Source organism: Streptomyces sp. NPDC031100 (assembly GCF_055570785.1).
In genome coordinates this window covers 18,634-42,373 of record NZ_JBVIGN010000012.1, presented here as the reverse complement: position 1 = coordinate 42,373, position 23,740 = coordinate 18,634, and the positions used below count along the sequence as shown (strand labels likewise).

Annotated in this window: 18 protein-coding genes; 9 read left to right on the top strand and 9 right to left on the bottom strand. The window is 70.1% G+C overall.

From position 1 onward, the window contains the following. Positions 1-24 precede the first annotated feature (24 nt). The 5 genes from ACZ5DS_RS30200 (at position 25) to ACZ5DS_RS30180 (ending at position 8,773) form a co-directional block, all read left to right on the top strand. A complete protein-coding gene (locus ACZ5DS_RS30200) occupies positions 25-2,061 on the top strand; it encodes a thioredoxin domain-containing protein (protein ID WP_468244726.1) in 2,037 nt (678 codons plus the stop codon). 214 nt (positions 2,062-2,275) lie between these two features. Next, complete coding sequence (locus ACZ5DS_RS30195) at positions 2,276-3,544, top strand: glycosyltransferase (protein ID WP_468244723.1); 1,269 nt, start codon at positions 2,276-2,278, stop codon at positions 3,542-3,544. Beyond that, positions 3,541-5,193 (top strand): ArnT family glycosyltransferase, encoded by a 1,653-nt coding sequence (locus tag ACZ5DS_RS30190; RefSeq protein ID WP_468244720.1) that lies wholly within the window; start codon positions 3,541-3,543, stop codon positions 5,191-5,193. Before ACZ5DS_RS30195 ends, ACZ5DS_RS30190 begins: the two co-directional genes overlap by 4 nt. Continuing rightward, entirely contained in the window at positions 5,190-6,374 is a 1,185-nt protein-coding gene (locus tag ACZ5DS_RS30185; protein ID WP_468244717.1) for a glycosyltransferase, read from the top strand. The genes ACZ5DS_RS30190 and ACZ5DS_RS30185 overlap by 4 nt, the downstream gene beginning before the upstream one ends. Beyond that, the gene (locus ACZ5DS_RS30180; protein WP_468244714.1) at positions 6,371-8,773 is read left to right on the top strand and encodes a galactose oxidase-like domain-containing protein; all 2,403 of its coding nucleotides are present in this window, start codon (positions 6,371-6,373) and stop codon (positions 8,771-8,773) included. Before ACZ5DS_RS30185 ends, ACZ5DS_RS30180 begins: the two co-directional genes overlap by 4 nt. Here the strand turns inward: ACZ5DS_RS30180 and ACZ5DS_RS30175 are convergent. From ACZ5DS_RS30175 to trhA, 3 genes are all read right to left on the bottom strand, one after another. Then, on the bottom strand, positions 8,770-9,492 hold the full coding sequence (locus tag ACZ5DS_RS30175) for a Mut7-C RNAse domain-containing protein (protein WP_468244711.1): 723 nt from the start codon (positions 9,490-9,492) through the stop codon (positions 8,770-8,772). The genes ACZ5DS_RS30180 and ACZ5DS_RS30175 overlap by 4 nt on opposite strands. A gap of 33 nt (positions 9,493-9,525) precedes the next feature. Continuing rightward, positions 9,526-10,158, bottom strand: coding sequence for a TetR/AcrR family transcriptional regulator (locus ACZ5DS_RS30170; RefSeq protein WP_468244709.1), 633 nt, complete (start codon positions 10,156-10,158; stop codon positions 9,526-9,528). Positions 10,159-10,346: 188 nt separating this feature from the next. Next, positions 10,347-11,060: a PAQR family membrane homeostasis protein TrhA gene (trhA, locus tag ACZ5DS_RS30165; RefSeq protein ID WP_468244706.1), complete on the bottom strand. Its 714-nt coding sequence runs from the start codon at positions 11,058-11,060 to the stop codon at positions 10,347-10,349. Positions 11,061-11,352: 292 nt separating this feature from the next. Here trhA and ACZ5DS_RS30160 point away from each other — a divergent pair, with 292 nt between their 5' ends. Continuing rightward, the gene (locus ACZ5DS_RS30160; protein ID WP_468244704.1) at positions 11,353-13,176 is read left to right on the top strand and encodes a phosphoenolpyruvate carboxykinase (GTP); all 1,824 of its coding nucleotides are present in this window, start codon (positions 11,353-11,355) and stop codon (positions 13,174-13,176) included. A gap of 325 nt (positions 13,177-13,501) precedes the next feature. After that, complete coding sequence (locus ACZ5DS_RS30155; protein ID WP_468244701.1) at positions 13,502-15,469, top strand: calcium-binding protein; 1,968 nt, start codon at positions 13,502-13,504, stop codon at positions 15,467-15,469. 52 nt (positions 15,470-15,521) lie between these two features. On the opposite strand, the gene ACZ5DS_RS30150 is transcribed toward ACZ5DS_RS30155, so the two are convergent. The 6 genes from ACZ5DS_RS30150 to ACZ5DS_RS30125 form a co-directional block, all read right to left on the bottom strand. Continuing rightward, positions 15,522-16,124, bottom strand: coding sequence for a hypothetical protein (locus tag ACZ5DS_RS30150; RefSeq protein WP_468244698.1), 603 nt, complete (start codon positions 16,122-16,124; stop codon positions 15,522-15,524). Then, positions 16,111-17,655 carry a vWA domain-containing protein gene (locus ACZ5DS_RS30145; protein ID WP_468244696.1) on the bottom strand — a complete coding sequence of 515 codons (1,545 nt, stop codon included), beginning with the start codon at positions 17,653-17,655 and terminating at the stop codon, positions 16,111-16,113. The genes ACZ5DS_RS30150 and ACZ5DS_RS30145 overlap by 14 nt, the downstream gene beginning before the upstream one ends. After that, on the bottom strand, positions 17,652-18,857 hold the full coding sequence (locus ACZ5DS_RS30140) for a toxic anion resistance protein (RefSeq protein ID WP_468244694.1): 1,206 nt from the start codon (positions 18,855-18,857) through the stop codon (positions 17,652-17,654). Before ACZ5DS_RS30140 ends, ACZ5DS_RS30145 begins: the two co-directional genes overlap by 4 nt. 15 nt (positions 18,858-18,872) lie before the next feature. After that, positions 18,873-19,958 carry a hypothetical protein gene (locus ACZ5DS_RS30135; protein ID WP_468244692.1) on the bottom strand — a complete coding sequence of 362 codons (1,086 nt, stop codon included), beginning with the start codon at positions 19,956-19,958 and terminating at the stop codon, positions 18,873-18,875. A 258-nt stretch (positions 19,959-20,216) separates the two neighbouring features. Then, entirely contained in the window at positions 20,217-20,636 is a 420-nt protein-coding gene (locus ACZ5DS_RS30130; RefSeq protein ID WP_468244689.1) for an SCO4983 family protein, read from the bottom strand. Positions 20,637-20,734: 98 nt separating this feature from the next. Further along, positions 20,735-21,946, bottom strand: a complete 1,212-nt coding sequence (locus tag ACZ5DS_RS30125) for a pyridoxal phosphate-dependent aminotransferase (RefSeq protein ID WP_468244686.1) — start codon at positions 21,944-21,946, stop codon at positions 20,735-20,737. Between the two features lie 126 nt (positions 21,947-22,072). Between ACZ5DS_RS30125 and ACZ5DS_RS30120 the strand changes: the two genes are divergently transcribed. Beyond that, positions 22,073-22,762, top strand: a complete 690-nt coding sequence (locus ACZ5DS_RS30120; RefSeq protein WP_468244684.1) for a hypothetical protein — start codon at positions 22,073-22,075, stop codon at positions 22,760-22,762. A gap of 139 nt (positions 22,763-22,901) precedes the next feature. Continuing rightward, a complete protein-coding gene (locus tag ACZ5DS_RS30115) occupies positions 22,902-23,735 on the top strand; it encodes a trypsin-like serine peptidase (RefSeq protein ID WP_468244681.1) in 834 nt (277 codons plus the stop codon). Positions 23,736-23,740 lie beyond the last annotated feature (5 nt).

Sequence of the window (23,740 nt, the reverse complement as noted above, 5' to 3'; positions counted from 1 at the left end):
GAACGCGTGGGGCAGGATGGGAGCATGCCGAATCGACTGGCTCACGAAACGTCGCCCTACCTGCTCCAGCACGCCGACAACCCCGTCGACTGGTGGCCCTGGTCGGCCGAGGCATTCGGCGAGGCGCGGCAGAGGGGTGTTCCCGTGCTGCTGAGCGTCGGCTATTCGAGCTGTCACTGGTGTCACGTCCTCGCGAGCGAAAGCTTCGAGGACGACGTGACCGCCGCCTTCATGAACGAGCACTTCGTCAACATCAAGGTCGACCGGGAAGAGCGCCCCGACGTCGACGCCGTCTACATGGAGGCCGTCCAGGCGGCCACCGGTCAGGGCGGCTGGCCCATGACCGTCTTCCTCACGCCGGACGCCGCACCCTTCTACTTCGGCACCTACTTCCCGCCCGAGCCCAGGCACGGCATGCCCTCCTTCCGGCAGGTGCTGGAGGGTGTCCGGCATGCCTGGTACCAGCGGCGCGACGAGGTCGGTGAGGTCGCCGGGAAGATCGTGCGCGACCTCGCGGAGCGGGAGATCAGCCACCAGGGTGCCCAGGCGCCCGGCGAGCAGGAACTCGCCCAGGCCCTCCTCGGGCTCACCCGCGAGTACGACGCGCAGCGCGGCGGATTCGGCGGCGCGCCGAAGTTCCCGCCGTCCATGGTGCTGGAGTTCCTGCTGCGTCACCATGCGCGGACCGGGGCCGAGGGCGCGCTGCAGATGGCCCAGGACACCTGTGAGCGGATGGCCCGGGGCGGTATCTACGACCAGCTCGGCGGCGGGTTCGCCCGCTACTCCGTCGACCGGGACTGGGTGGTGCCGCACTTCGAGAAGATGCTGTACGACAACGCCCTGCTGTGCCGCGTCTATGCCCACCTGTGGCGGGCCACCGGCTCGGATCTCGCCCGGCGGGTCGCGCTGGAGACCGCCGACTTCATGGTGCGCGAACTGCGCACGAACGAGGGCGGGTTCGCCTCGGCGCTCGACGCCGACAGCGACGACGGAGGTGGGCGGCATGTCGAAGGCGCGTACTACGTGTGGACCCCCGAGCAGCTCCGTGCCGCCCTCGGGGACGAGGACGCCGAACTCGCCGTCCGGTACTTCGGGGTGACCGAGGAAGGCACCTTCGAGCAGGGGCGGTCCGTTCTCCAGCTTCCGCAGGAGGAAGGGGTTTTTGACGCCCAGGGGATCGCTTCCGTCAAGGACCGGCTCCTCGCGCAGCGTGCCGAGCGGCCCGCCCCCGGGCGGGACGACAAGGTCGTCGCCGCCTGGAACGGGCTCGCGATCGCCGCGCTCGCCGAGACCGGTGCCTACTTCGGCCGGCCCGATCTCGTCGAGGCCGCCGTCGGCGCCGCCGATCTCCTCGTACGGGTGCATCTCGACGAGCAGGCCCGGCTCGCCCGGACCAGCCGGGACGGCCGGGTGGGGCCCAACGCAGGCGTGTTGGAGGACTACGCCGACGTCGCCGAGGGCTTCCTCGCGCTCGCGTCCGTGACCGGCGAGGGGGTCTGGCTCGACTTCGCCGGGCTGCTTCTCGACCATGTGCTGGCCCGCTTCGTCGACCCGGAGAGCGGCGCCCTGTACGACACCGCCTCCGACGCCGAGCGGCTCATCCGCCGCCCCCAGGACCCCACCGACAACGCCACCCCGTCCGGCTGGACGGCGGCGGCCGGCGCCCTGCTGGGCTATGCGGCCCACACGGGATCGGAGCCGCACCGGGCCGCGGCGGAGCGGGCGTTGGGCGTCGTCCACACGCTCGGACCGCGCGTGCCCCGGTTCATCGGGTGGGGGCTGGCCGTCGCGGAGGCGCTGCTCGACGGGCCCCGGGAGGTCGCGGTCGTCGGGCCGTCCCTCGCCGACGAGAAGACGGCCGCCCTGCACCGCACGGCCCTGCTCGGCACCGCCCCGGGTGCCGTCGTCGCCGCGGGGACTCCGGACAGTGACGAGTTCCCGCTGCTCGCCGACCGTCCGCTCGTCGGCGGTGAACCGGCGGCGTACGTCTGCCGTAACTTCACGTGTGACGCGCCGACGACCGATCCGGAACGGCTGGGAGCGGCGCTGAACACCCGCTGAGCAGCGCGGATGCGCGGGGAGTGGAGACGGCGAACTGTCCGAATCTGAGCGGGTGTTCGGATAGATCCCACTACCCGCACGACCGTTCCGAAACAAGCTATTTATCGGAACAGCTCCCGCATTTCACAGATCCCCCCTAGTCTCTCCACAGTGCGTGCGACGGGTGTAACTGACCGTTGCGTGCAGGGGGTATTGGGGATCTGGGGGGATCTTTTTGCTGACGTCTGTCTTCATTGCTGCCGTCTCGCTGGCGTTGTTCTGGATGGCGGCGTTCACCCTGTGGTGGCAGATGCACGCGTGGCGCACGCCCGAGGTGCTCGCCTCCACCCGGTTCAGCAGACCGGACGGGGACGAGCATCTGTCGTTCTCGCTGCTGCTGCCGGCGCGGCACGAGCAGGCCGTGCTCGACCACACCATCCAGCGGCTGCTGGAGTCCACGCACACCGACTTCGAGATCATCGTGATCGTCGGGCACGACGACCCGGAGACCACCGAGGTGGCCCGGGCGGCGGCCGAGCGCGACGCGCGCGTCCGCGTCGTCGTCGACACCCACGAGAAGAAGAACAAGCCCAAGGCGATGAACACGGCGCTGCCGCACTGCCGCGGTGACGTCGTCGGGGTCTTCGACGCCGAGGACCAGGTCCACCCGGAGCTGCTCGCCCACGTCGACCACGCGTTCCGGACCACCGGGGCGGACGTCGTCCAGGGCGGCGTCCAGCTCATCAACTTCCACTCCAGCTGGTACAGCCTGCGCAACTGCCTGGAGTACTTCTTCTGGTTCCGCTCCCGGCTGCACCTGCATGCGCAGAAGGGGTTCATCCCGCTCGGCGGCAACACCGTGTTCGTGCGGACCGACGTCCTCAGGGAAGCGGACGGCTGGGATCCCAACTGCCTCGCCGAGGACTGCGACCTGGGGGTCAGGCTCTCCAGCGTCGGCAAGAAGGTCGTCGTCGCCTACGACTCCGACATGGTCACCCGCGAGGAGACCCCGGGTTCACTGATGTCGCTGCTCAAGCAGCGCACCCGCTGGAACCAGGGCTTCCTGCAGGTGTACCGGAAGAAGGACTGGAAGCAACTCCCGGGATTCGGGCAGCGGTTGCTCGCCCGGTACACGCTGATGACGCCGTTCCTGCAGGCCTTCTCCGGCGTGATCATCCCGCTGAACGCGGCTGTCGCCCTCTTCCTCGACGTGCCCGTCGGGGTCGCCTTCCTCACCTTCCTGCCGCTGGTCACCGCCGCCGTCACCTTCGTCTTCGAGGTGGTCGGGCTGCACGACTTCGGCCGGCAGTACGGGCTCCGCGTCCGCTTGGTCCACTACGTGAAGCTCATCGTGGGCGGGCCCTTCTACCAGGTCCTCCTCGCCGGGGCCGCGATCCGCGCCGTATGGCGCGAGCAGCGCGGCCGTAACGACTGGGAGTTGACCACTCACGTCGGCGCGCACCTCACCGCGGCCGAGCCGATCCGAGAGGACGTTCCTGCGTGACCTCCACTCTTCCCGCGGTGACCCCTACGAAGGTCCCCGCGCAGAACCGGCCTGCGCCTGCTGCGCGTTCGACCGGCCGAACGACCCCGCCGGCGCGGCTCCGCTCCTCCCGCTCCGACCTGCTGCTGTGCGGTGCCCTGCTCGTGGCGATCCTCGTCGTCCAGGGCTGGAACATCGCCGACTACCCGACCCTCAGCGACGACGAGGGCACCTATCTCGCCCAGGCCTGGGCCGTCCAGGAGGGCAAGGGCCTGGCCCACTACACCTACTGGTACGACCACCCTCCGCTCGGCTGGCTCCAGATAGCCCTGCTCACCTGGATCCCCTCCGCGATCAGCCCCGGCTCCATGACCGTCGGCTCCATGCGGACGGCCATGCTCGTCATCAGCGGGGTCAGCGCGGTGCTGGTGTACGTCCTCGGCCGCAGGCTCTCCCTGCCGCGCTGGGCCGCCGGGCTCGGCATGGCCCTCTTCGGCCTCTCCCCGCTGGCCGTCGTGCTCCAGAGGGAGATCTTCCTCGACAACATCGCCGTGATGTGGATGCTGCTGGCGTTCTGCCTGGCCGCCTCGCCCAGCCGGCACCTGTGGCACCACTTCGGCGCGGGCCTCGCGGCCGCCGCGGGCGTGCTCACCAAGGAGACGATGCTCGTCGTCCTGCCCGCCCTGTTCGTCACCATGTGGCGGCACAGCCACCGCGACACCCGCAAGTTCGCCCTCACCGGAGCGGTCACCGCCTGCGCCCTGATCGGCTTCTCGTATCCGCTCTTCGCCCTGCTCAAGGGCGAGTTGTTCCCGGGCGCCGGGCACGTCTCGCTGTGGGACGGCATCACCTACCAGATGTCCAGGCCGGGTTCGGGCTTCATCCTCGACCGGGGATCCGGCTCGTACGGTGTGCTGCACTCCTGGCTGTACTACGACCGCGTCCTGCCCCTCGGTGGCCTCGCCGGAGCCCTGCTGCTGATCGTCACCTGGCGCTGGTCGGTCACCGCCCGCGCGCTCGCCGGACCGGGCCTGACCGTGGCGATCCTGGCCGCCGTGGCCATGCGGCCAGGCGGCTATCTGCCCGCCATGTACATCATCGGCGCGCTGCCTTTCCTGGCTCTGGTCCTGGCCGGGGGCGCCGCCTCGGTCGCCCACGCGGTGCTGCGCCGGTGGCGCGCCGAGGGCGAGAAGCGGTTCGTCTCCGTCGGCCGGTACGCGCTGGCCGCCGTCCTCGCCCTCGCCGCGGGCGCCTACGTCGTCCCGCACTGGTACGACGGCGACCGCACCGCCCTCACCGCCGACGCCAACAAGCCCTACCGGCAGGCCTCCACCTGGCTCAGCACCAAGGTCGAGAACCCGAAGAGCACCCGGGTCCTGGTCGACGACGCCCTCTGGCTGGACCTCGTGCACGCCGGATACCGGCCCGGGCTCGGCGCGATCTGGTTCTACAAGGCGGACCTCGACCCGGCCGTCACCAAGACCATGCCCCACGGCTGGCGGGACATCGACTACGTGGTCGCCTCGCCGACCGTCCGCCGCGACGCCAAGGACCTGCCGAACGTCAAGGCCGCCATCCGGCACTCCGAGCCGGTCGCCACCTTCGGCACCGGAGACGACCGCATCGAGATCCGGCAGATCCGGGCGGCAGCCGCGGGAGGTGTGCGATGAGCAGCCACGAGTACACGGTCCCCGCCGAGGGGCTGGAAGCAGCGGAACTCGCCGAACCCGGCGCCGTCACCATCGTCGTACCGACCTTCAACGAGTCCGCGAACATCCGGCAGCTGCTGCACCAGATCACCGAGTCGGTGCCCGCGCGGCTGCCCTGCGAGGTCGTCTTCGTGGACGACTCCACCGACGACACCCCCGAGGTGATCCGCGAGGCCGCCCAGGACTGTCCGTTCCCGGTGGCCGTGCTGCACCGCGAGGAGCCGGTCGGCGGGCTCGGCGGGGCGGTGGTCGAGGGGCTGAAGGCGGCGACCTCGGAGTGGATCGTCGTCATGGACGGCGACTGCCAGCATCCGCCGTCGCTGGTACCGGAGTTGGTGGCCACCGGTGAACGGGCGAACGCCGGGCTCGTCGTCGCCTCCCGGTACATCAAGGGCGGCAGCCGGGCCGGGCTCGCCGGCAGCTACCGGGTGGCCGTCTCGCGCGGCGCGACCTGGCTGACCAAGGCCCTGTTCCCGCGCAGGCTGCACGGCATCAGCGACCCGATGAGCGGCTTCTTCGCCATCCGGCGCAGCGCGGTCACCGCGGAGGTGCTCAAGCCCCTCGGCTACAAGATCCTCCTGGAGCTGGCCGTCCGCAGCCGTCCCCGGCAGGTTGCCGAGGTGCCGTTCGTCTTCCAGGACCGGTTCGCCGGCGAGTCCAAGTCGACCGCGCAGGAAGGCTTCCGGTTCCTGCGCCACCTGGCCGGGCTGCGCACCGCCTCACCGGTCGCCCGCATGGTCGGCTTCGGGCTGATCGGCGCGAGCGGCTTCGTGCCGAACCTCGTCGGGCTGTGGGCGCTGACCGCCGTCGGCCTGCACTACGTCCCCGCCGAGATCCTCGCCAACCAGCTCGGCGTCGCCTGGAACTTCCTGCTCATCGAGCAGCTGCTGTTCCGCGACCGGCGCGCGCACCGCCGCTGGTGGGACCGGCTGGGCCGGTTCGCGCTGCTCGCCAACGCGGACCTGGTGCTGCGCATCCCGCTGATCGCGCTGTTCGTCGACCGGTTCGGGATGGGCGCGCTGCCCGCCACCGCGCTCGCGCTGGTCATGACGTTCGTCCTGCGCTTCGTCGGGACCGAAGCGCTGGTCTACCTCCCTCGCCGCAAGACCGGGGGTCGTACAACCGCAAGGAGAGCCGTGTGAACAAGCACCGCAGACGGACCGCGCTGGTCGGGGTGGGGGCCCTGACCGCCGGTCTGCTCCTCACCTCGCCACAGGCCGCCGAGGCCGCCAACCTCGTCAAGAACCCGGGCTTCGAGACCGCCGGCACGGACGACATGCCGTACTGCTGGGAGAAGTCCGGCTGGGGCGACAACGACTTCAGCTTCCAGACCACGTCCGACGCCCACTCCGGCGCCAAGGCCATGAAGGTCACCCTGACCCGCCGGGTCAGTGGCGACCGCAAGGCGCTGATCACCGAGTCCACCGGCTGCGCGCCGGTGGTGTCCGTCGGCAAGCAGTACGACCTGGGGCTCTGGTACAAGACCACGACACCCGACGCCAACATCACCCTCTTCCGGCACGACACGACCGCCGGCTGGCAGTACTGGACCGACCTCAAGACCCTGGACACGGCGTCGAACTGGACGCAGGCCACGGTCCGCACCCCCGAGGTCCCGGCCGGCACCGACCGGATCACCTGGGGAGTGTCGGTGTACGGCACCGGGTCCGCGACCACCGACGACTACACCATGGAGCAGGTCCCGGACGTGCTCCCGCCCGCCCAGTGCACCGGCACCAACGACCAGTGTGCGAACGGCAGTTGGTCGGTTCTTCCGACGCAGAACCCGGTCCGCTCCATGCACTCCGTCGTCCTCAGCAACGGCAAGGTGCTGCTGATCGCCGGCTCCGGCAACAGCGAGGAGAACTTCAACGCGGGCAGCTTCACCAGCGCGGTGTACGACCCGGCGAACGGCACCTACAAGGTGATCCCGACGCCGAAGGACATGTTCTGCGCGGGGCACGTGCAGCTCCAGGACGGGCGGGTGCTCGTCATGAGCGGCAACAAGGCCTACCCGGTCCCGGGCGGGCACGGCTACGAAGGCTTCAAGGACTCGTACATCTTCGACCCGAAGACCGAGACCTACAGCAAGACCAACGACCTCAACGACGGCCACTGGTACCCGTCGGCGACCGAACTCGGCAACGGTGACGTCATCTCCTTCGGCGGCCTGCGCGAGGACTCCACCGGCTCGGTGACCGCCGAGTACTGGTCGGACAAGGACCAGCAGTGGCTGCCGCTGTGGAAGGTCAACCAGACCTGGTCGTACTGGGGTCTGTACCCGTCGATGGTGCTCATGCAGGACGGCCGTCTCTTCTACACGGGCAGCCACGTCTTCGGGAACAACATCCCCGGCACGGGCTCGGCGATCTACGACTACGGCGCCAACACGGTCACCCAGATCCCGGGGCTGCAGAACAAGGACCAGCGGGACCAGTCGGCGAGCGTGCTGCTGCCTCCGGCGCAGGACCAGAAGGTCCTCACGATCGGCGGCGGCAACATCGACTCCAACCCGGACGGCAACCGGCTGACCGACCTGATCGACCTCAAGCAGGCCAACCCGTCGTACGTCGCCGGGCCGCCGATCCCGCAGGGCACGGTCGACCTCGGCAACGGAAAGGTCGCCGAGACCGGCAACCAGGGCAAGATGTACGTCTCCGCCGTGCTGCTGCCCGACGGCAAGGTATTGGAGACGGGCGGCGCCCTGCACAACCGCGCCAACCCGGTGTACGAGTCCTCGATCTACGACCCGAACACCAACACCTTCGACCCCGTCGCCGCCGACCCCGAGTCCCGCGGCTACCACTCCTCCGCGTTCCTCCTCCCCGACGGCCGGGTGATGGCCACCGGCGACAACCCCGGCAACGGCACCTGGAACCACAACGTGTCGATCTACACCCCGCCCTACCTCTACAAGGGCACCCGGCCGACGATCACCTCGGTGATCAACCAGGAGTGGAAGTACGGCGACACCCAGCGCATCACCGTCGACCGGCCCATCGCCAAGGCCGAGCTGATCCGCCCGGCCGCGGTCACCCACTCCTCCGACCCGAACCAGCGGTTCGTCGACCTGCCGCTGTCCGTCGACGGCAACAACGTCGACCTGAACGTGACGAGCAACCCCAACCTGGCCCCGCCAGGCTGGTACATGCTCTTCGCGGTGGACGCCAATGGGGTGCCATCGGTGGCCAAGTGGGTGCACCTGCAGGGTCCGGCCGCGCTGAGCGCCTCCGCCGCCTCCCCGCACGTCCACTCCTTCGCCGACTCGCTGCAGGGCAAGGTCTCCGGGCCCGGCGAGAAGAAGGCATCACAGAAGGTCAGCCCGACGATCTCCGGCTGCGACCGGCACTACGGCTCGATCAACGTGTGCGTGCCGACGGTGTTCCCGCCGCAGGTGAAGAAGACGGCGGCCGCCCGCTGCACCTGGCTGAAGCAGAACCACTACGGCCGGCTGAAGGTCAACGGCGGTGACGACCCGCTGGGTCTGGACCGGAACCGGAACAAGGTGGCCTGTGACCGGGGTGATGTGAGGCAACGCTAGCCGTGCTCGGTGAGGGCGCGCTCCACGATCGCTTCCAGCTGGTCGTGGTGCGCGCCCTTCCAGTACGCGCGGCCGCACTCCGTGCACTGGGCGAAGACGTCGTACGTGCGCTGGGTGCCGCCCTTGAGCTGATCGGCGAGCTCGTCCTTCGTGGCTTCCTTCAGCAGGCCGTTGCAGGCGGTGCAGCGGGTCCAGGGGCGCAGGTCGGGTGCGAAGCGGTCGAGGACGTCCTGCAACTGGTCGTCGGGGCGGGTGCTGTAGACGTACGCCCCGGCCCACAGCTCGCGGCGGCGCAGCAGGCCCCGGTCGCGGCTGAGCATGACCCGCTTCTCGGCCGCCGAGCGGGCGGCGAGCGCCGGGTCGCCGATGTCGGTCGACTCGTACGCCGTGTCCACGCCGAGCAGCCGCAGCCGGCGGGCGAGGGTGCCGAGGTGGACGTCGAGGAGGAAACGGAGGGGGGCGCCGGGGACCTGTTGGGGGCGCGGGACCGGGCGGACGCTCACCGACTCCCCGTCCGCCGGGACGTGGGAGGGCGGCACCGCGCGGCCGTCCACCAGGAGCGCGCCGACCTCGGTCAGCGGGACGCCGAGGGACTCGATGACGTGGCCGAGCGTCGAGATGCCGTCGGTGACGAGCGGGGTCGCGCCCTGCCGGCGTCCGGGCGGGACGAACAGGGAAAGCTCGGGCGCGATGTCGACGTGGATCTCGGGACCGTTCACCTGGTCAGCATGGCATGGACAGCGCCGGGTGCCTCAGGGGTTTTTGGCGGGGAGGCCGTGCTCCAGGACGTCCAGGGCCCGGTCCATGAGGTCGCGGAGTTCGCCCTCGAAGCCGTTCTCCGCCCAGGTCATGGAGACCTCCATCATGCCGCCGATGAGGGACATCGCGTAGACGCGCACCTCAAGGCTGTCCGGGTCCAGGCCGGCCCGCTCGGCGAGGACCCCGCGGAGCAGGCGCCCGGTCTCCGACATGCTCTCGAACATCCGGGAGCGGACGGCGGGGACCTGCGCCCCGAGGTGCGCGCGCATCCGCAGCACCTCGGGATCCTCCTCCGTCATCGCGTCGAGGGTCTTGTGCATCACGTACCGCAGCGAGTCCATCCACGACTCGTCGGTGGGCCGTGCGCGAAACTCCTCGACCATCAAAGGGTCGTACTCGTCCGTGAGGACGATGTCCTCCTTGGTCGGGAAGTAACGGAAGACGGTCGACGGCGACACCTCGGCCCGCTCGGCGATCTGCTCGATCGTCGTGGCGTCGTATCCCTGCTCCTTGACCAGCGCGTACGTCGCGGCGCGGATCGCCTCGCGGGTCTTGATCTTCTTGCGTTCGCGCAGGCCCAGCTGGGGGCGGTCGGCGGGGGAGAGCGGGGAACGTGCGGCCGTCATGGGGGTCATTGTCAGGCATCCGTTCCGGAGGGGGCCATCTCCGGCGTGTCACGGGGCTCGTCGCGTACGTGAGAAATGAGAGTTGTTTTCAAAAGCTAGCCCCAGTCAAGACGGGGTGCCCTGTTAGGGCATGAAAAACGGCCACGGCTGGTGGACTGCCGTGGCCGGAAAGAGGCTGCTCGAAAGGGTTACGCGTGCTGGTACGCCACCAGCGAGATGCCGACGTAGTGGACGACGAAGGCGGCGAGGGTGAAGGAGTGGAAGACCTCGTGGAAGCCGAACCAGCGCGGTGAGGGGTTCGGGCGCTTGATGCCGTAGATCACGCCCCCGGCGCTGTAGAGGAGGCCGCCGACGATCACCAGGACCAGGACGGCGATGCCGCCGGTGCGCAGGAAGTCGGGCAGGAAGAAGACGGCCGCCCAGCCCATTGCTATGTAGCAAGGGGTGTAGAGCCAGCGCGGGGCGCCGACCCAGAAGACGCGGAAGACGATGCCCGCGGCGGCCGCGGCCCAGATGCCCCACAGCAGCCACAGGCCCTTGGCGCCGGGCAGGAGCAGCATGGTCAGCGGGGTGTAGGTGCCCGCGATGATCAGGAAGATGTTGGCGTGGTCGAGGCGACGCAGGACGCCGTCCATCCGCGGGCTCCAGTTGCCCCGGTGGTACAGCGCGCTGACGCCGAAGAGCAGGCATGCCGTCAGGACGTAGATCCCGCAGGCGATGCGGCCTCTGCTGGAGTCGGCCAGGGCGGTGAGCACCAGCCCGGCGACGAGTACGGCCGGGAACATGCCGAGGTGCAGCCAGCCGCGGAGTCTGGGCTTGACCGGATGCGGCACAGAGGGCGCGGCGGGACCGCGGCCGGCGGCCGTCGAGTCCGTGGGCGCGTCGGGGACGGACGCAGTCATGCGGGGCATCGTACCTACGGAGCCGTAAGTCGTGTGTGAGTGCACGCTCGTGAGCGCATGCAACGCAAAAAGTCCTCCTGTTGAACTCCACGTGCACGCAAAGAATCACGGAAACCGTGGGATTCGTCACGTCGCTCACCTGTGATGCCCTCTGGACAGATGGGCACTAGAATCGGATGATCAAATGAGTGCGGTCGGCACCGGATGAGCGCCAGAAGAGCAACATCGTGAAGCGTCCGGGTCGCGGCCCCCACGGGGCGACAAGACAAAAATCCCTCAATTAGGAGCAATCGTGGCGCGCGATATCGCGGCTCCCCCCGTCATCCCCACCCACCACCAGGAACTGATCTCGTGGGTCAACGAGATCGCCGAACTGACCCAGCCGGACAACGTGGTCTGGTGTGACGGATCCGAGGCCGAGTACCAGCGGCTGAGCGAGGAGCTCGTCGCCAAGGGGACGTTCAAGAAGCTCGACCCGATCAAGCGCCCGCACTCCTACTATGCCGCCTCCGACCCGACCGACGTCGCGCGCGTCGAGGACCGGACCTTCATCTGCTCCGAGAAGGAGGAGGACGCCGGCCCGACGAACCACTGGATGGCCCCCGCCGAGATGCGCGAGGTCTTCTCCGGCGAGAAGGGCGTCTTCCGCGGTTCGATGCGCGGCCGCACGATGTACGTCGTCCCGTTCTGCATGGGCCCGCTCGGCTCCAAGCTGTCCGCGATCGGCGTCGAGATCACCGACTCCGCGTACGTCGCCGTCTCCATGCGCACCATGACCCGCATGGGACAGGCCGTCCTCGACGAGCTGGGCAGCGACGGCTTCTTCGTGAAGGCCGTGCACTCGGTCGGCGCCCCGCTGGCGGAGGGTGAGGCGGACGTCCCCTGGCCCTGCAACCAGACCAAGTACATCTCCCACTTCCCGGAGACCCGCGAGATCTGGTCGTACGGCTCCGGCTACGGCGGCAACGCGCTGCTCGGCAAGAAGTGCTACGCCCTGCGCATCGCCTCCGTCATGGCCCGCGACGAGGGCTGGCTGGCCGAGCACATGCTGATCCTCAAGCTGACCCCGCCGCAGGGCGAGGCCAAGTACGTCGCCGCCGCCTTCCCGAGCGCCTGCGGCAAGACCAACCTCGCCATGCTGGAGCCCACGATCTCCGGCTGGACCGTGGAGACCATCGGCGACGACATCGCCTGGATGCGGTTCGGCGAGGACGGCCGGCTGTACGCGATCAACCCCGAGGCCGGCTTCTTCGGCGTCGCGCCCGGCACCGGTGAGCACACCAACGCCAACGCGATGAAGACGCTGTGGGGCAACGCGGTCTTCACCAACGTCGCGCTCACCGACGACGGCGATGTGTGGTGGGAGGGCATGACCGAGGAGGCGCCCGCGCACCTGACGGACTGGAAGGGCAACGACTGGACGCCGGCGTCCGAGACCCCGGCCGCCCACCCGAACGCCCGCTTCACCGTCCCGGCCTCGCAGTGCCCGATCATCGCGCCGGAGTGGGAGGACCCCAAGGGCGTGCCGATCTCGGCGATCCTCTTCGGCGGCCGCCGCGCCACCGCGGTGCCGCTGGTGACGGAGTCCTTCGACTGGAACCACGGCGTGTTCCTCGGCGCCAACGTGGCCTCCGAGAAGACCGCCGCCGCCGAGGGCAAGGTCGGCGAGCTGCGCCGCGACCCGTTCGCGATGCTGCCGTTCTGCGGCTACAACATGGGCGACTACATGGCCCACTGGATCGACGTGGCCAAGGACAAGGACCAGTCCAAGCTGCCGAAGATCTACTACGTCAACTGGTTCCGCAAGAACGACGCGGGCAAGTTCGTCTGGCCCGGCTTCGGCGAGAACAGCCGCGTCCTGAAGTGGATCGTGGAGCGCCTGGACGGCAAGGCCGAGGGCGTCGAGAGCCCGATCGGCATCCTGCCGACCCGGGACGCGCTGGACACGGCCGGTCTCGAACTGGCGGAGTCCGACCTGGACTTCCTGCTCACGGTCGACAAGGACGTCTGGCGCGAGGAGGCGGCCCTCGTCCCCGAGCACCTCAACACCTTCGGTGACCACACCCCGAAGGAGCTGTGGGACCAGTACCGCGCGCTGGTCGAGCGCCTGGGCTGATACCCGCACGAAAAAGGCTCCACGGCCGGTTGGGATGCCCTGACCAGCGATCGTCACGGCCGGCCGTGGTGACGACATCGGGGCCCCGCACAACGGCGTGCGGGGCCCCGGTCTTTGGCTGCGGGACGACGGCCGGGGCCGAGGTCCGGGAGCCTCACCCCGGCGGGTGGATTCCTGCGCCTGGTGAGCCCAACGCGGCTCGTGGCGGACGGGCTTCCGTGCGCGTGACGCAAGGCTGTGGCCCATGCTCACATCTCATGTGCTATCGGCCTGGCGCCGATCCCGCGAAAGGCGCCGCCGGTTCCTCCCGTTCCGGTCCGCGACCGTGGCGGGCACCGTCCTGGCGCTGGTCCTGGCCCTGCCCGGCACCGCGGCCGCCGCCCCGGGCGACCTGGATCCCACCTTCAGCGGCGACGGCAAGGTGCTCACCAGCTTCGCCGACGACGATCAGGCCGGCGACGTGGCGGTGCAGCCCGACGGCAAGATCGTCTCTGTCGGCTCTGCCGTCGACTACGCGACAGTGGAGAGCGACTTCGCGCTGACCCGTCACAACGCCGATGGCACGCCGGACACCAGCTTCAGCGGCGACGGCAAAGTGGCGACCGCCATCAACAACATGAACCCGGATCTCCAGTGGAGCGAGGCCCGCGCCGTCGCGCTGCAGCCCGACCACAAGATCGTCGTGGTGGGCTACAGCTGGCGGTCGTACGAGAACTGCTGCTGGTTCACGGTGGCCCGGTACAACGAGAACGGCACGCTGGACACGAGTTTCGGTAACGGCGACGGCAGGGTGTTCACCGACTTCGGGGCCGGGGACGAGGCCCGGGACGTGGCGGTGCAGCCCGACGGCAAGATCGTGGTCGCCGGCTTCGGGGGCGGCGAGGTCGCGGTGGCCCGCTACAACCCCGACGGCAGCCTGGACACCACCTTCAGCGGCGACGGCAAGGTGATCACCGATCCGGAGCCGGCATCACCGGAGGAGGGCGGCGACGCCCGCACCCTGGCGCTGCAGCCCGACGGAAAGATCGTCGTCGGCGGCGAGGTCGGATCGACCCGCTTCGACTTCGTCGTCCTCCGGTACAACGCCAACGGCAGTCTCGACACCGGCTTCAGCGGTGACGGCATCGAGCGCACCGACTTCGGCGACTACGAGTCCGTGGAGGGGCTCGCGGTCCAGTCGGACGGCAGGATCGTCGCGGCCGGCGGCAGCGGCGGCAGGTTCGCGCTGGCACGCTACAACTCCAACGGCACCCTGGACACGAGTTTCGACGGCGACGGCAAGGTACTCACCCCCGGCGGTGGAGCCGAGGACGTGGCGGTGCAGCCGAGCGACGGCAGGATCGTCATCGCCGGCAGCAACGGGGCCGGCGGCCACTTCGCCGTCCTGCGGTACAACCCCGACGGCACCCTGGACAGCGGCTTCGGCACCGGGGGCATGACCACCACGAGCTTCGGCGGCACCGATGTGGCCCATGGCGTGGCCCTCCAGTCCGACGGCAGGATCGTCGCAGCCGGTCAGGGCGGACCGAACGTCGACTTCGCCCTGGCCCGCTACCAAGGCGGTGGCAGCGCACCACCGCCACCGAGCGCGGACATCTCGGTGACCAAGACGGGGCCGTCCTCCAACACCCTGGGCGACCGGGCCACCTACACCGTGCGGGTGACCAACTCCGCCGGCTCCACCGCGTCCGCCACCGGTATCACGCTGAACGACACGGTCTCCGGAGCGGGTTCGACCCTGGTGTCGGCCACGACCGCCCAGGGCACCTGCACCACGACCGCCACCAGCGCCCAGTGTGCCCTGAACGCGCTGGCTCCCGGCGCGAGCGCCACCGTCACGGTGGTCGCCGAACCCCGGACCACCGGCACGCTCACGAACACCGCCACGGCCGGTGCCACGCAGACGGACCCGGTCCCGGGCAACAACACGTCCACGGCGACCACCAGCGTGACCAACCCCCGCGGCTGCACGATCGTCGGCACCAGCGCGGCCGAGACCATCAACGGCACGGCCGGCAACGACGTGATCTGCGCTCTGGGAGGCAACGACATCATCCGCGCGGGCGGCGGCACCGACACCGTCTACGGCGACTACGGCGACGACAACGCCGACGGCGGCACCGGCAACGACACCCTCTACGGCGGCCCCGGAAACGACACTGTGACCGGCTCGTACGGCAACGACCGGCTCATCACCACCGACGGTGTGTCCGGCAACGACACGGCCAACGGCGGCCCCGACATCGACTCCTGCACCACCGACACGGGCGACACACGCATCAGCTGCCCCTGACCCCCACGGCACCGGATTCGGCCGACCTCCTGCGGACAGGAGGTCGGCCGTTTCAGTTGCCGCGGTCCTCCAGGTACCGCGTGTGCGTCTCCTGCCGCCGCGCCTCCGTGTCGCGCAGCGCCGACGCCAGGCGTTCGGCCTCCTCGCGCAGCAGGGTGAGCTGCCGCTCCAGATGCTTCTCGGGCGGTTCGGTCCCCGGGGTCAGCCGGGTCCACCACCGGGTCCGCACGAAGGTGTCGACGGCCTCGGGAACGTCCTGCCGTACGGCCCGGGACAGGGTGTGCACGGCCTCGGGGTCCTGGGCGAGCACCTCGGCGACCCAGCCCGGCTCCAGCAGCGCGCCCAGCAGATCGGTCAGTTCGGCGAGCCGGGCGCGCGGGGCGGGCGGCAGGTCGACGTCGGCGAGATAGCCGCCGAGCTTCGCGAAGTCCTCGCGTACCGCGTCCAGCTGCGCCGACGGGTCCGGGAACGCGGGCGGTGCCGGCCGCTCCGGCGGGGCGATCAGCGCGCCCGCGCCGTAGAGCCCGGCCACCACGACGGGCCAGTACGGGCCCGCGACCCCGGTGAAGGTCAGCACCAGGCCGAGCAGGCCGCAGGCGCCGCCCGCGAGGTTCTTGCGGGACTCGAGATAGCCGAGGACCTTACTGGTAGCCACGGATCTCCTCGAAGGCGCCGTCCAGCGAGCCGCTTTGGGCGTCGAAGAGGCGGCCGCCGGTCAGGTCGGCGATGTGGGCCAGCTCGGAGCGGTCGGAGTCGCCGAAGACGATCGGGAAGACGGGGGTGTCCCGCCGGGTGCCGGTGAGCCGGCGGTAGAAGTCGTCGAAGTCGCCGGCCTTCGCGCCGGTGGTGTTGTCGCCGTCGGTCATCAGCACGATCGAGGTGAACGTGTCGCGGTCGGCGCCGAGGTGGTCGTAGGCCTTCTCCAGCGAGGTGTAGATCGCGGTGTTGCCGTCGGCTTCGAGAGCGTCGGTGTCCTCGCGGATGGCGTCCAGACCGGCTTTCGGATCCTTGGGGTCAACGACGTGCGTCGTCACGCTCTTCACGTCCGAGCCGAACGGCATCAGCGTGACCTCCTCGCGGTCGCGGAAGTCGCCGGTGAGTCCGGTCAGCGCCTTCTTCAGCGCGGCCAGCCGGTCGCCCTCCATCGAGCCGGAGGTGTCGAGGACGTACACCGTGCGGGAGGGGCGGCGCAGCTCGTTCTCGTAGGAGTCGAGGAGCCCGTCGGCCACGGAACGGCTGCCGGGGAAGGGCAGTTCGCGCCGGCGGCTCGTGTCCAGGCCGGACGCGGGTGCCACCGAGGCGACGACCGGGCGGCGGTGGGTGGTGTCGGTGATGAGCTTCTGCACGGCGGCGGTGTGCAGGTCCTCGGCCACCTTGCGGACGTCCTCGCGGGTGCGGGCGTCGCTCGCGGTGAGCGAGGACAGCGGGTAGTCGGCGGTGACGACGCCGTCCTTGGGGCGGATCACCGTCAGGCCCGGGATGCCCTTGAGGACGGACTCGTAGTTGAGCAGGGCGTCGACGGTGCCGCGCCGCTTGTACGCCGTCGCCAGCCAGCCCGACGAACCCGACGTCAGCTTCTGGCCCTTGAAGAACTCCTTCAGTCTCGGCGTGGCCTTGGCGACGTCCGCATCCGTCAGCGCGGACTGGGCGCCGGAGAGGGCCGAGGCGACCGAGATCAGGGTGGAGAAGCCGGAGTTGGAGCGGGCCGGGTCGGTCATGCCGTAGGTCAGCTTCCCGTCCTGCACGGCCTGCTCGATCTGCGACCAGGTGACCTGCTCGGGCTTCCAGCCGAGGGCCTGGACCTTGGCCGGCTTGACGCCGACGGCGACCGGGCTGGACATGACCGGCGTCTCGGAGAGCACCTTCTTCGCCGCGTCGGGGCGCAGCCGCAGATAGTCGTCCGAGGACAGCCACAGCGCGTCGTACCTCCCGTCGGCCTTGCCCCTGGCGAGCAGGTCGACGGCGTCCAGGGTGCCCATGTAGGTGGGGCGGACGGTGACGCCGGTGTCCTTGCGGACCCGGTCGAAGACGGCGGTCATGTCGCTGAGTTCGCTGGAGGCGAGGATCCGCAGCGTGCCGGGCTTCGGGGCGGTGGAGTCGTCCTGGTTCCCCTCGGCTGTGCAGGCGGTCAGCAGGGCGGCGGTCGTGGCGAGCAGGGCCAGTGCGCGTGTCGTACGTCTTCTCATCCGAGGCCGCCCTCCAGCGCGTTCTGCGACCGGCTGCGCTCCAGGTACGCGCTCGCGTTCTGCAGCTCGTCCGTCAGCGACCGGACCGTCGAGGCCATCGCCTCCGTCGCCTGCACCTTGTAGGTGTCGATGGCGTCGAGGGTGCGGTAGATCTGCTGGAACGCCGAGCGCAGCGTCTCCGCGCCGACGGCCGGGTCGGCGGCGATGCGCTGGATCTCGCCGCTCTGCGTGGCCAGCATCTCCGCGTTGCCCCGGATGAGGTCCTCGGTGGTGCCGCGCAGCGCGTTGACCTGCTCGACGACCTTCTTCTGGTTGTCGAGCGCGGAGGCCAGCATCACGGAGATGCGCAGCGCCGAGACAGTGGTCGTGGCGGCCCGCTCGACGCCCTTGATCAGCTCGTCGTTGTTGCGGCGTACGACGTCCATGGCGAGGTAGCCCTGGGCGCACACCGCGAGCTGGGTGAGCAGGTCCTGGTGCTTCTGCCGGACCGGGAAGAGCACGTCGGCGCGGAGCGTGTCGGCGGCCTCGGGGTCGCCCGACTCGACGCCGGAGATGTGCTGCTCGACGGCCGTGTCGAGGGCCTGGGCCAGGACCACGTACTCCTGGAGCTTGCCCATGGTCTCCCACAGCCGGACCCGCTCGGTCTGCAACGCGGCGTTGTCCCGGCGCAGTTCGTCCTGTCCGCCGCGCAGCGAGCCCACGATCTTGTTGAGCGTGCCCTGTGCGGAGGCGTACTTGGCGACGTGGTCGCGCAGCTTGTTGCCGCCGGGCAGCCGGGAGAGGAACTTGCGGCCCCTGCTCGCGGGCAGGTCACGCGGGTCCAGGTCCTCCACGACCCGGCGCAGCTCCACCAGCGACCCGGCGACCTTCGACTGGGCGTCCCCGCCCTTGTCGGGCAGGCTGCGCACGGCCCGCTCCAGCATCCGGTTGGACTGGGCGGTGGCGGTGCGCATCTCGCCGGAGCCGAGGGCGGTGATCTCGCCGACCTTGCCCGCGAACTCGGGCGAGCGGGCGTCGAGCGAGGCGAGGCCCTCCACGTAGGCGGCGGCCTTGCGTGCCATGTCCGTACGGACGCTGTCCTCGACGGGCACGAGCCCGCCGGCCTTGTCCCGCGGCACGGGTGCGACGGCCTCGGGCGGGGTGAGCGCGAACGCGTCGTCGCCGGGCGGCGTGAGCGTGAACTCGTTGTCCCTCGTGGTCACTTACTGGTCTCCCCGTCATCCGCGCGCCCGGCGGGCCATCTCGTGCAGCACCGCGGAGGTGGGCACGGGCGCCTGCCGGACGCCGGTCAGTTTCTGGTTGAGGTAGGCGGTGCGGTCCGCGGTGGCCGCGACGAACTCGGCGGCGTCGCCCTGCGGCCGGAAGCCGTGCCGGACGGCGAGCTTGCGCAGGGTCGGGTCGGTGCTGAGGAGTTCCCCGAGAGCGCGGCCGTTCGCATCGAGCGGTACGACGGTGTGGTCGCTGTTGACCGTGGTGTCCGGGTAGAGCACCACGAGGTCGTCTGCGTCCGAGCTGGGCTGCTGTTCGGCCGGCAGCGAGGCGACCTGCGACTCGTACACGAGCACCAGCGGGTTTCCGGCGCCGCTGATGAAGTCCCGGAAGACCGCGTCCGTGCTGGACTGCTGGGCGCCCTGGACGCTGACCAGCTGGTGCAGCAGGGGTGCGGTGCGGTCGACGTCGGCTTTGCCCGCGGCCACCTTGCCGCCGTTCGCGACATAGGAGGCGGCGGCGAGGTACAGCGCGCCCGAGTTGGAGGACTCCGGGTCGGTGCTCGCGATGTACAGCGTGCCGGTCAGCTCGCCGTGGGCGGAGGCTCCCTTGAGCTGCTGCCAGGTGCGGTTGTGCCGGGCGGCATCGAGATAGGCACCCATCTTCAGCGTGCCCCGGCTCTTCCCGTCGAGCTTGGCGAGGCCGTTGGCCGCCAGCACCTCGGCCGCGCTGCGGTGGGCCACGACCACGAGGGGCGAGTAGAAGGGCCGCGGCAGCGGCTCCTGCACGTGGTACTTGGCGGCCAGCCGGCGGGCGGGCGCCTGGCTGGACGGGAACGCGAAGTCGTACCCCTTGAGGTCCAGGCCCTCCATGGCCCAGGACCCGGACGCCTCCGTCTTCACGGTGTAGCCCTTGGCGGCGAGGGCCTTCACCACGTCGGGATCGGCGAAGAAGGCGGCCTTCTCCGATCCGATCACTCCTCGCACGGTCTTCGTTGCCGTGCCCTTGTCCTCCCCATGCCGCCCCGCGACGACGGCGGCCACCACGCCACCGATCAGCAGGACTGCGAGGACGATTCCAGCGATACGTCTCACGCGGGGGAGCGTGCTCCCGGAACCCAACATTCCCCGAGGTGGACGGTGAACGGGGGGTGACATACCGGCACCGGCACTGCAACGCCGATAGGGGCGCGGGGAACTGCGCGAGAAGCCACATACGGTCGGCAGCCGCAGGACGACACAAGCCCCCACGGCGAAAGGCGCCCGGCCAAAGCCAACGCAGTGCATGGCGCCCGGTCCGCGCGTCTCTGCGGGCGCGCGGACCGGGGCCGTTCGGGGGGACCCTGGGTGGGGTCAGTGGGCCGGGCTGAGTTCCTTCGGGTCGGACAGAGCGGCGGCGTGCGCGTCCATCCGTTCGGCCGCGAGGATGGCCGCCGCGGTGTCCGCCCGGGAGGCCGCGACCACGAGGGCGCGACCCGCCAGCGCGTGCGCCCGCTGGTGCAGGGCCTCGGGCGTGCCGGTGGCGGACGGTGCCGCCCGCAGCGGGGTGCGCCCGCCCCGGAGCCGGGCGACCTGGGTGGCGAGCCGCTCGGCGGCCGTCTCCAGGTCGGCCGACGGGGTCAGGGCGCACAGCTCGTCCGTGACGGCGAGCAGCGCGGCGAGGTGTCCGGCGAGCTGGATGTCCAGCTCCTCCTCGCGCGACCGGTGCGGGAAGTCGGAAGGGGTGCCGGCCATCGTGCTGTGGACCGACTTGGTGCGGATCGGTTCGTACATGGGGATGGCCTCCTGTGCTCTTACAGGAAGCCATCCTAGCTTAGATCTCGTCTAAAGTTGAGCCCTGTCACGGAACGCGGTTCGCCGGTCTCCGTCCGCTACGGCTGGCCGTATCCGTCCAGGAAGTTCCCGATCCGGGTCACCGCGTCCCGCAGATCGCCGGCGGTCGGCAGCGTCACCAGGCGGAAGTGGTCCGGTTCGGGCCAGTTGAAGCCGGTGCCCTGGACGACCATGATCTTCTCCTGGCGCAGCAGGTCCAGCACCATCTGCCGGTCGTCCTTGATCTTGAAGACCTGGGGATCGAGACGCGGGAAGAGATACAGCGCGCCCTTGGGCCGTACGCAGCTCACGCCCGGGATCTGGGTGAGCAGGTCGTAGGCGATGTCCATCTGCTCCTTCAGCCGCCCGCCCGGCAGCACCAGGTCGTTGATCGACTGGCGTCCGCTGAGCGCGGCGACCACCCCGTGCTGGCCCGGCATGTTGGCGCACAGCCGCATGTTCGCCAGGATCGTCAGGCCCTCGATGTAGGAGTCGGCGTGGGCGCGCGGGCCGGAGATCGACATCCAGCCCACCCGGTAGCCCGCCACCCGGTACGCCTTCGACATGCCGTTGAAGGTCAGGGTGAGGACATCCGGGGCCACCGCAGCCGTGGGGGTGTGCGTGGCGCCGTCGTAGAGGATCTTGTCGTAGATCTCGTCGGAGCAGACCAGCAGGTTGTGGCGGCGGGCGATGTCGGTCAGCCCCCTGATCATCGCCTCGTCGTAGACCGCGCCCGTCGGGTTGTTCGGGTTGATGATGACGATCGCCTTGGTGCGGTCGGTGACCTTGCGCTCGATGTCGGCGAGGTCGGGCATCCAGTCGGACTGCTCGTCGCAGCGGTAGTGCACCGCCGTGCCGCCGGCCAGGGAGACGGCCGCCGTCCACAGTGGGTAGTCCGGGGCCGGTACCAGCACCTCGTCGCCGTCGTCCAGCAGGCCCTGCATCGCCATCACGATCAGCTCGGAGACGCCGTTGCCGATGAAGACGTGCTCGACGTCCGTCTCGATGCCGAGGGTCTGGTTGTGCATGACGACCGCGCGGCGGGCGGCCAGCAGGCCCTTGGCGTCGCCGTAGCCGTGTGCCGTGGAGACGTTGCGGAGGATGTCCTCGAGGATCTCCGGCGGGCACTCGAAGCCGAAGGCGGCCGGGTTGCCGGTGTTGAGCTTCAGGATGCGGTGACCGGCCGCCTCGAGCCGCATCGCCTCCTCGAGCACCGGACCCCGGATCTCGTAACAGACGTTGGCGAGCTTGGTCGACTGGATCACCTGCATGTCCGTGAGCTTACGGCGCGGTATCGCCTCACGGCTCGTGTTTTCCACCACGTGGGACAGCGAGGTTTGCACTGTTATCGGCGGTAGCTGTCTCAGGAGTCACTTGCGTCTCTAGAATCCGCGGTCATGTCCACCGAACGCGAGCATGGGGCGGGGGCGTACGGTGCGCACGGATCGGCCGGCGAGCCGGGTGTCCGGCCGAACGTGTACCACCCGCAGACGGCCCCGCCACCGTCGTACGACGAGTACGCCGATCCCGCCACGGCCCACGGCTGGGAGAACGCCTACGACCAGACCCGCGAGCTGCCTCGGGTGCCCGCGCCGGACGATCCCGCCGGTCCGCCCGGTCCCGCGGTGGGCCGCGGCCGGGCCGATCTCCGGCGGCAGCGGAAGCAGGGCGGCCGTCGTCGGGTGGCGGCCGCCGTCGGCGTCCTCGGTGCGGCCGGTGTCGTTGCCGTGATCGCCGGTCTGGCGGGCGGCTCGGGCTCGCCTGCCGGACAGCAGCCCGCGAAGGGCGGCCGTGTCTCCTCCGACGACTCCGCTGCCCCGAGCGCGCGGCGGGACAGTGGTGAGCCGAGCGCCACGACCGTCGCCGGGACTCCCGGCGGGACCTCGCCGTCCCCCGCTCCCGCGTCCACCGCCACCTCGTCGGCGAGTACGGCGGCCTCTGCGGGCGCGCAGACCTCCGCCACCCCCGGGCCGACGGCGACGAGCGTGTCGCCGACCGCGTCCGCGACGACGACGGCGTCGGGCGTCCCCGGCGGCCGGGGGCACGGCCGGGGTGCCACCAAGAAGCCCAGATGGTCGCAGAATTAGCTGGGTTGACGGTCCATCAGGAAAACAGTTCGCATACAACTGCTTGCTCGCGCATGCCCCTCTCATGAGAATGCCCATGACAAGACTGCGGGCGGCCGGAAGATCTCCGGTCGCCTATGTCTGCAGAGGGGACCCCCACATGAACAAGCCTCTCCTGGCCGCACTCTCCGCCCTGGCGATCGCCGGGCTCGGCGCGACCCCCGCGGTCGCCGCACCGCACGCCAAGGCGGCCAAGGCGGTGACCGTCACCTACGCCGGGACCGTCTCGCTCAGCAACTGCTCCGGCTCGGTCATCCGCTTCCCGAACTCCGCCGACACCGACCCGGCGCTCGTGATGACCAACGGCCACTGCCTGGAGACCGGCTTCCCGGAGCCGGGCGAGGTCATCACCGGCCAGTCCTCCAGCCGCAGCTTCGGCCTGCTGAACTCCTCCGGCAGCAGGATCGCCACGCTCCGCGCCAACCAGGTCGTCTACTCGACCATGACGGACACGGACGTCACGATCTACCGGCTGACCACCACGTACGCGGCGATCAAGAACTCGTACGGCATCAGCCCGCTCACCGTGCAGAACACGCACCCGACCGCCGGCACCGCCATCAAGGTCGTCTCCGGCTACTGGAAGCGGACCTACAGCTGCAACGTCGACGGGTTCGTGTACCGGCTGCAGGAGGGCGACTGGACCTGGAAGGACTCGCTGCGCTACACCTCCGCCTGCAACACCATCGGCGGCACCTCCGGCTCGCCGGTGATCGACACGGCCACCGGCAATGTCGTAGCCGTCAACAACACGGGCAACGAGGACGGCGAGACCTGCACCGAGAACAACCCGTGCGAGGTCGACGAGAGCGGCAACGTCACCGTCCGCAAGGGCATCAACTACGCCGAGGAGACCTACCAGATCCCGGCCTGCTTCACGACCGGCAACAAGCTCAACCTGAACGCCTCCGGCTGCACCCTGCCCAAGCCGTAGTGCCG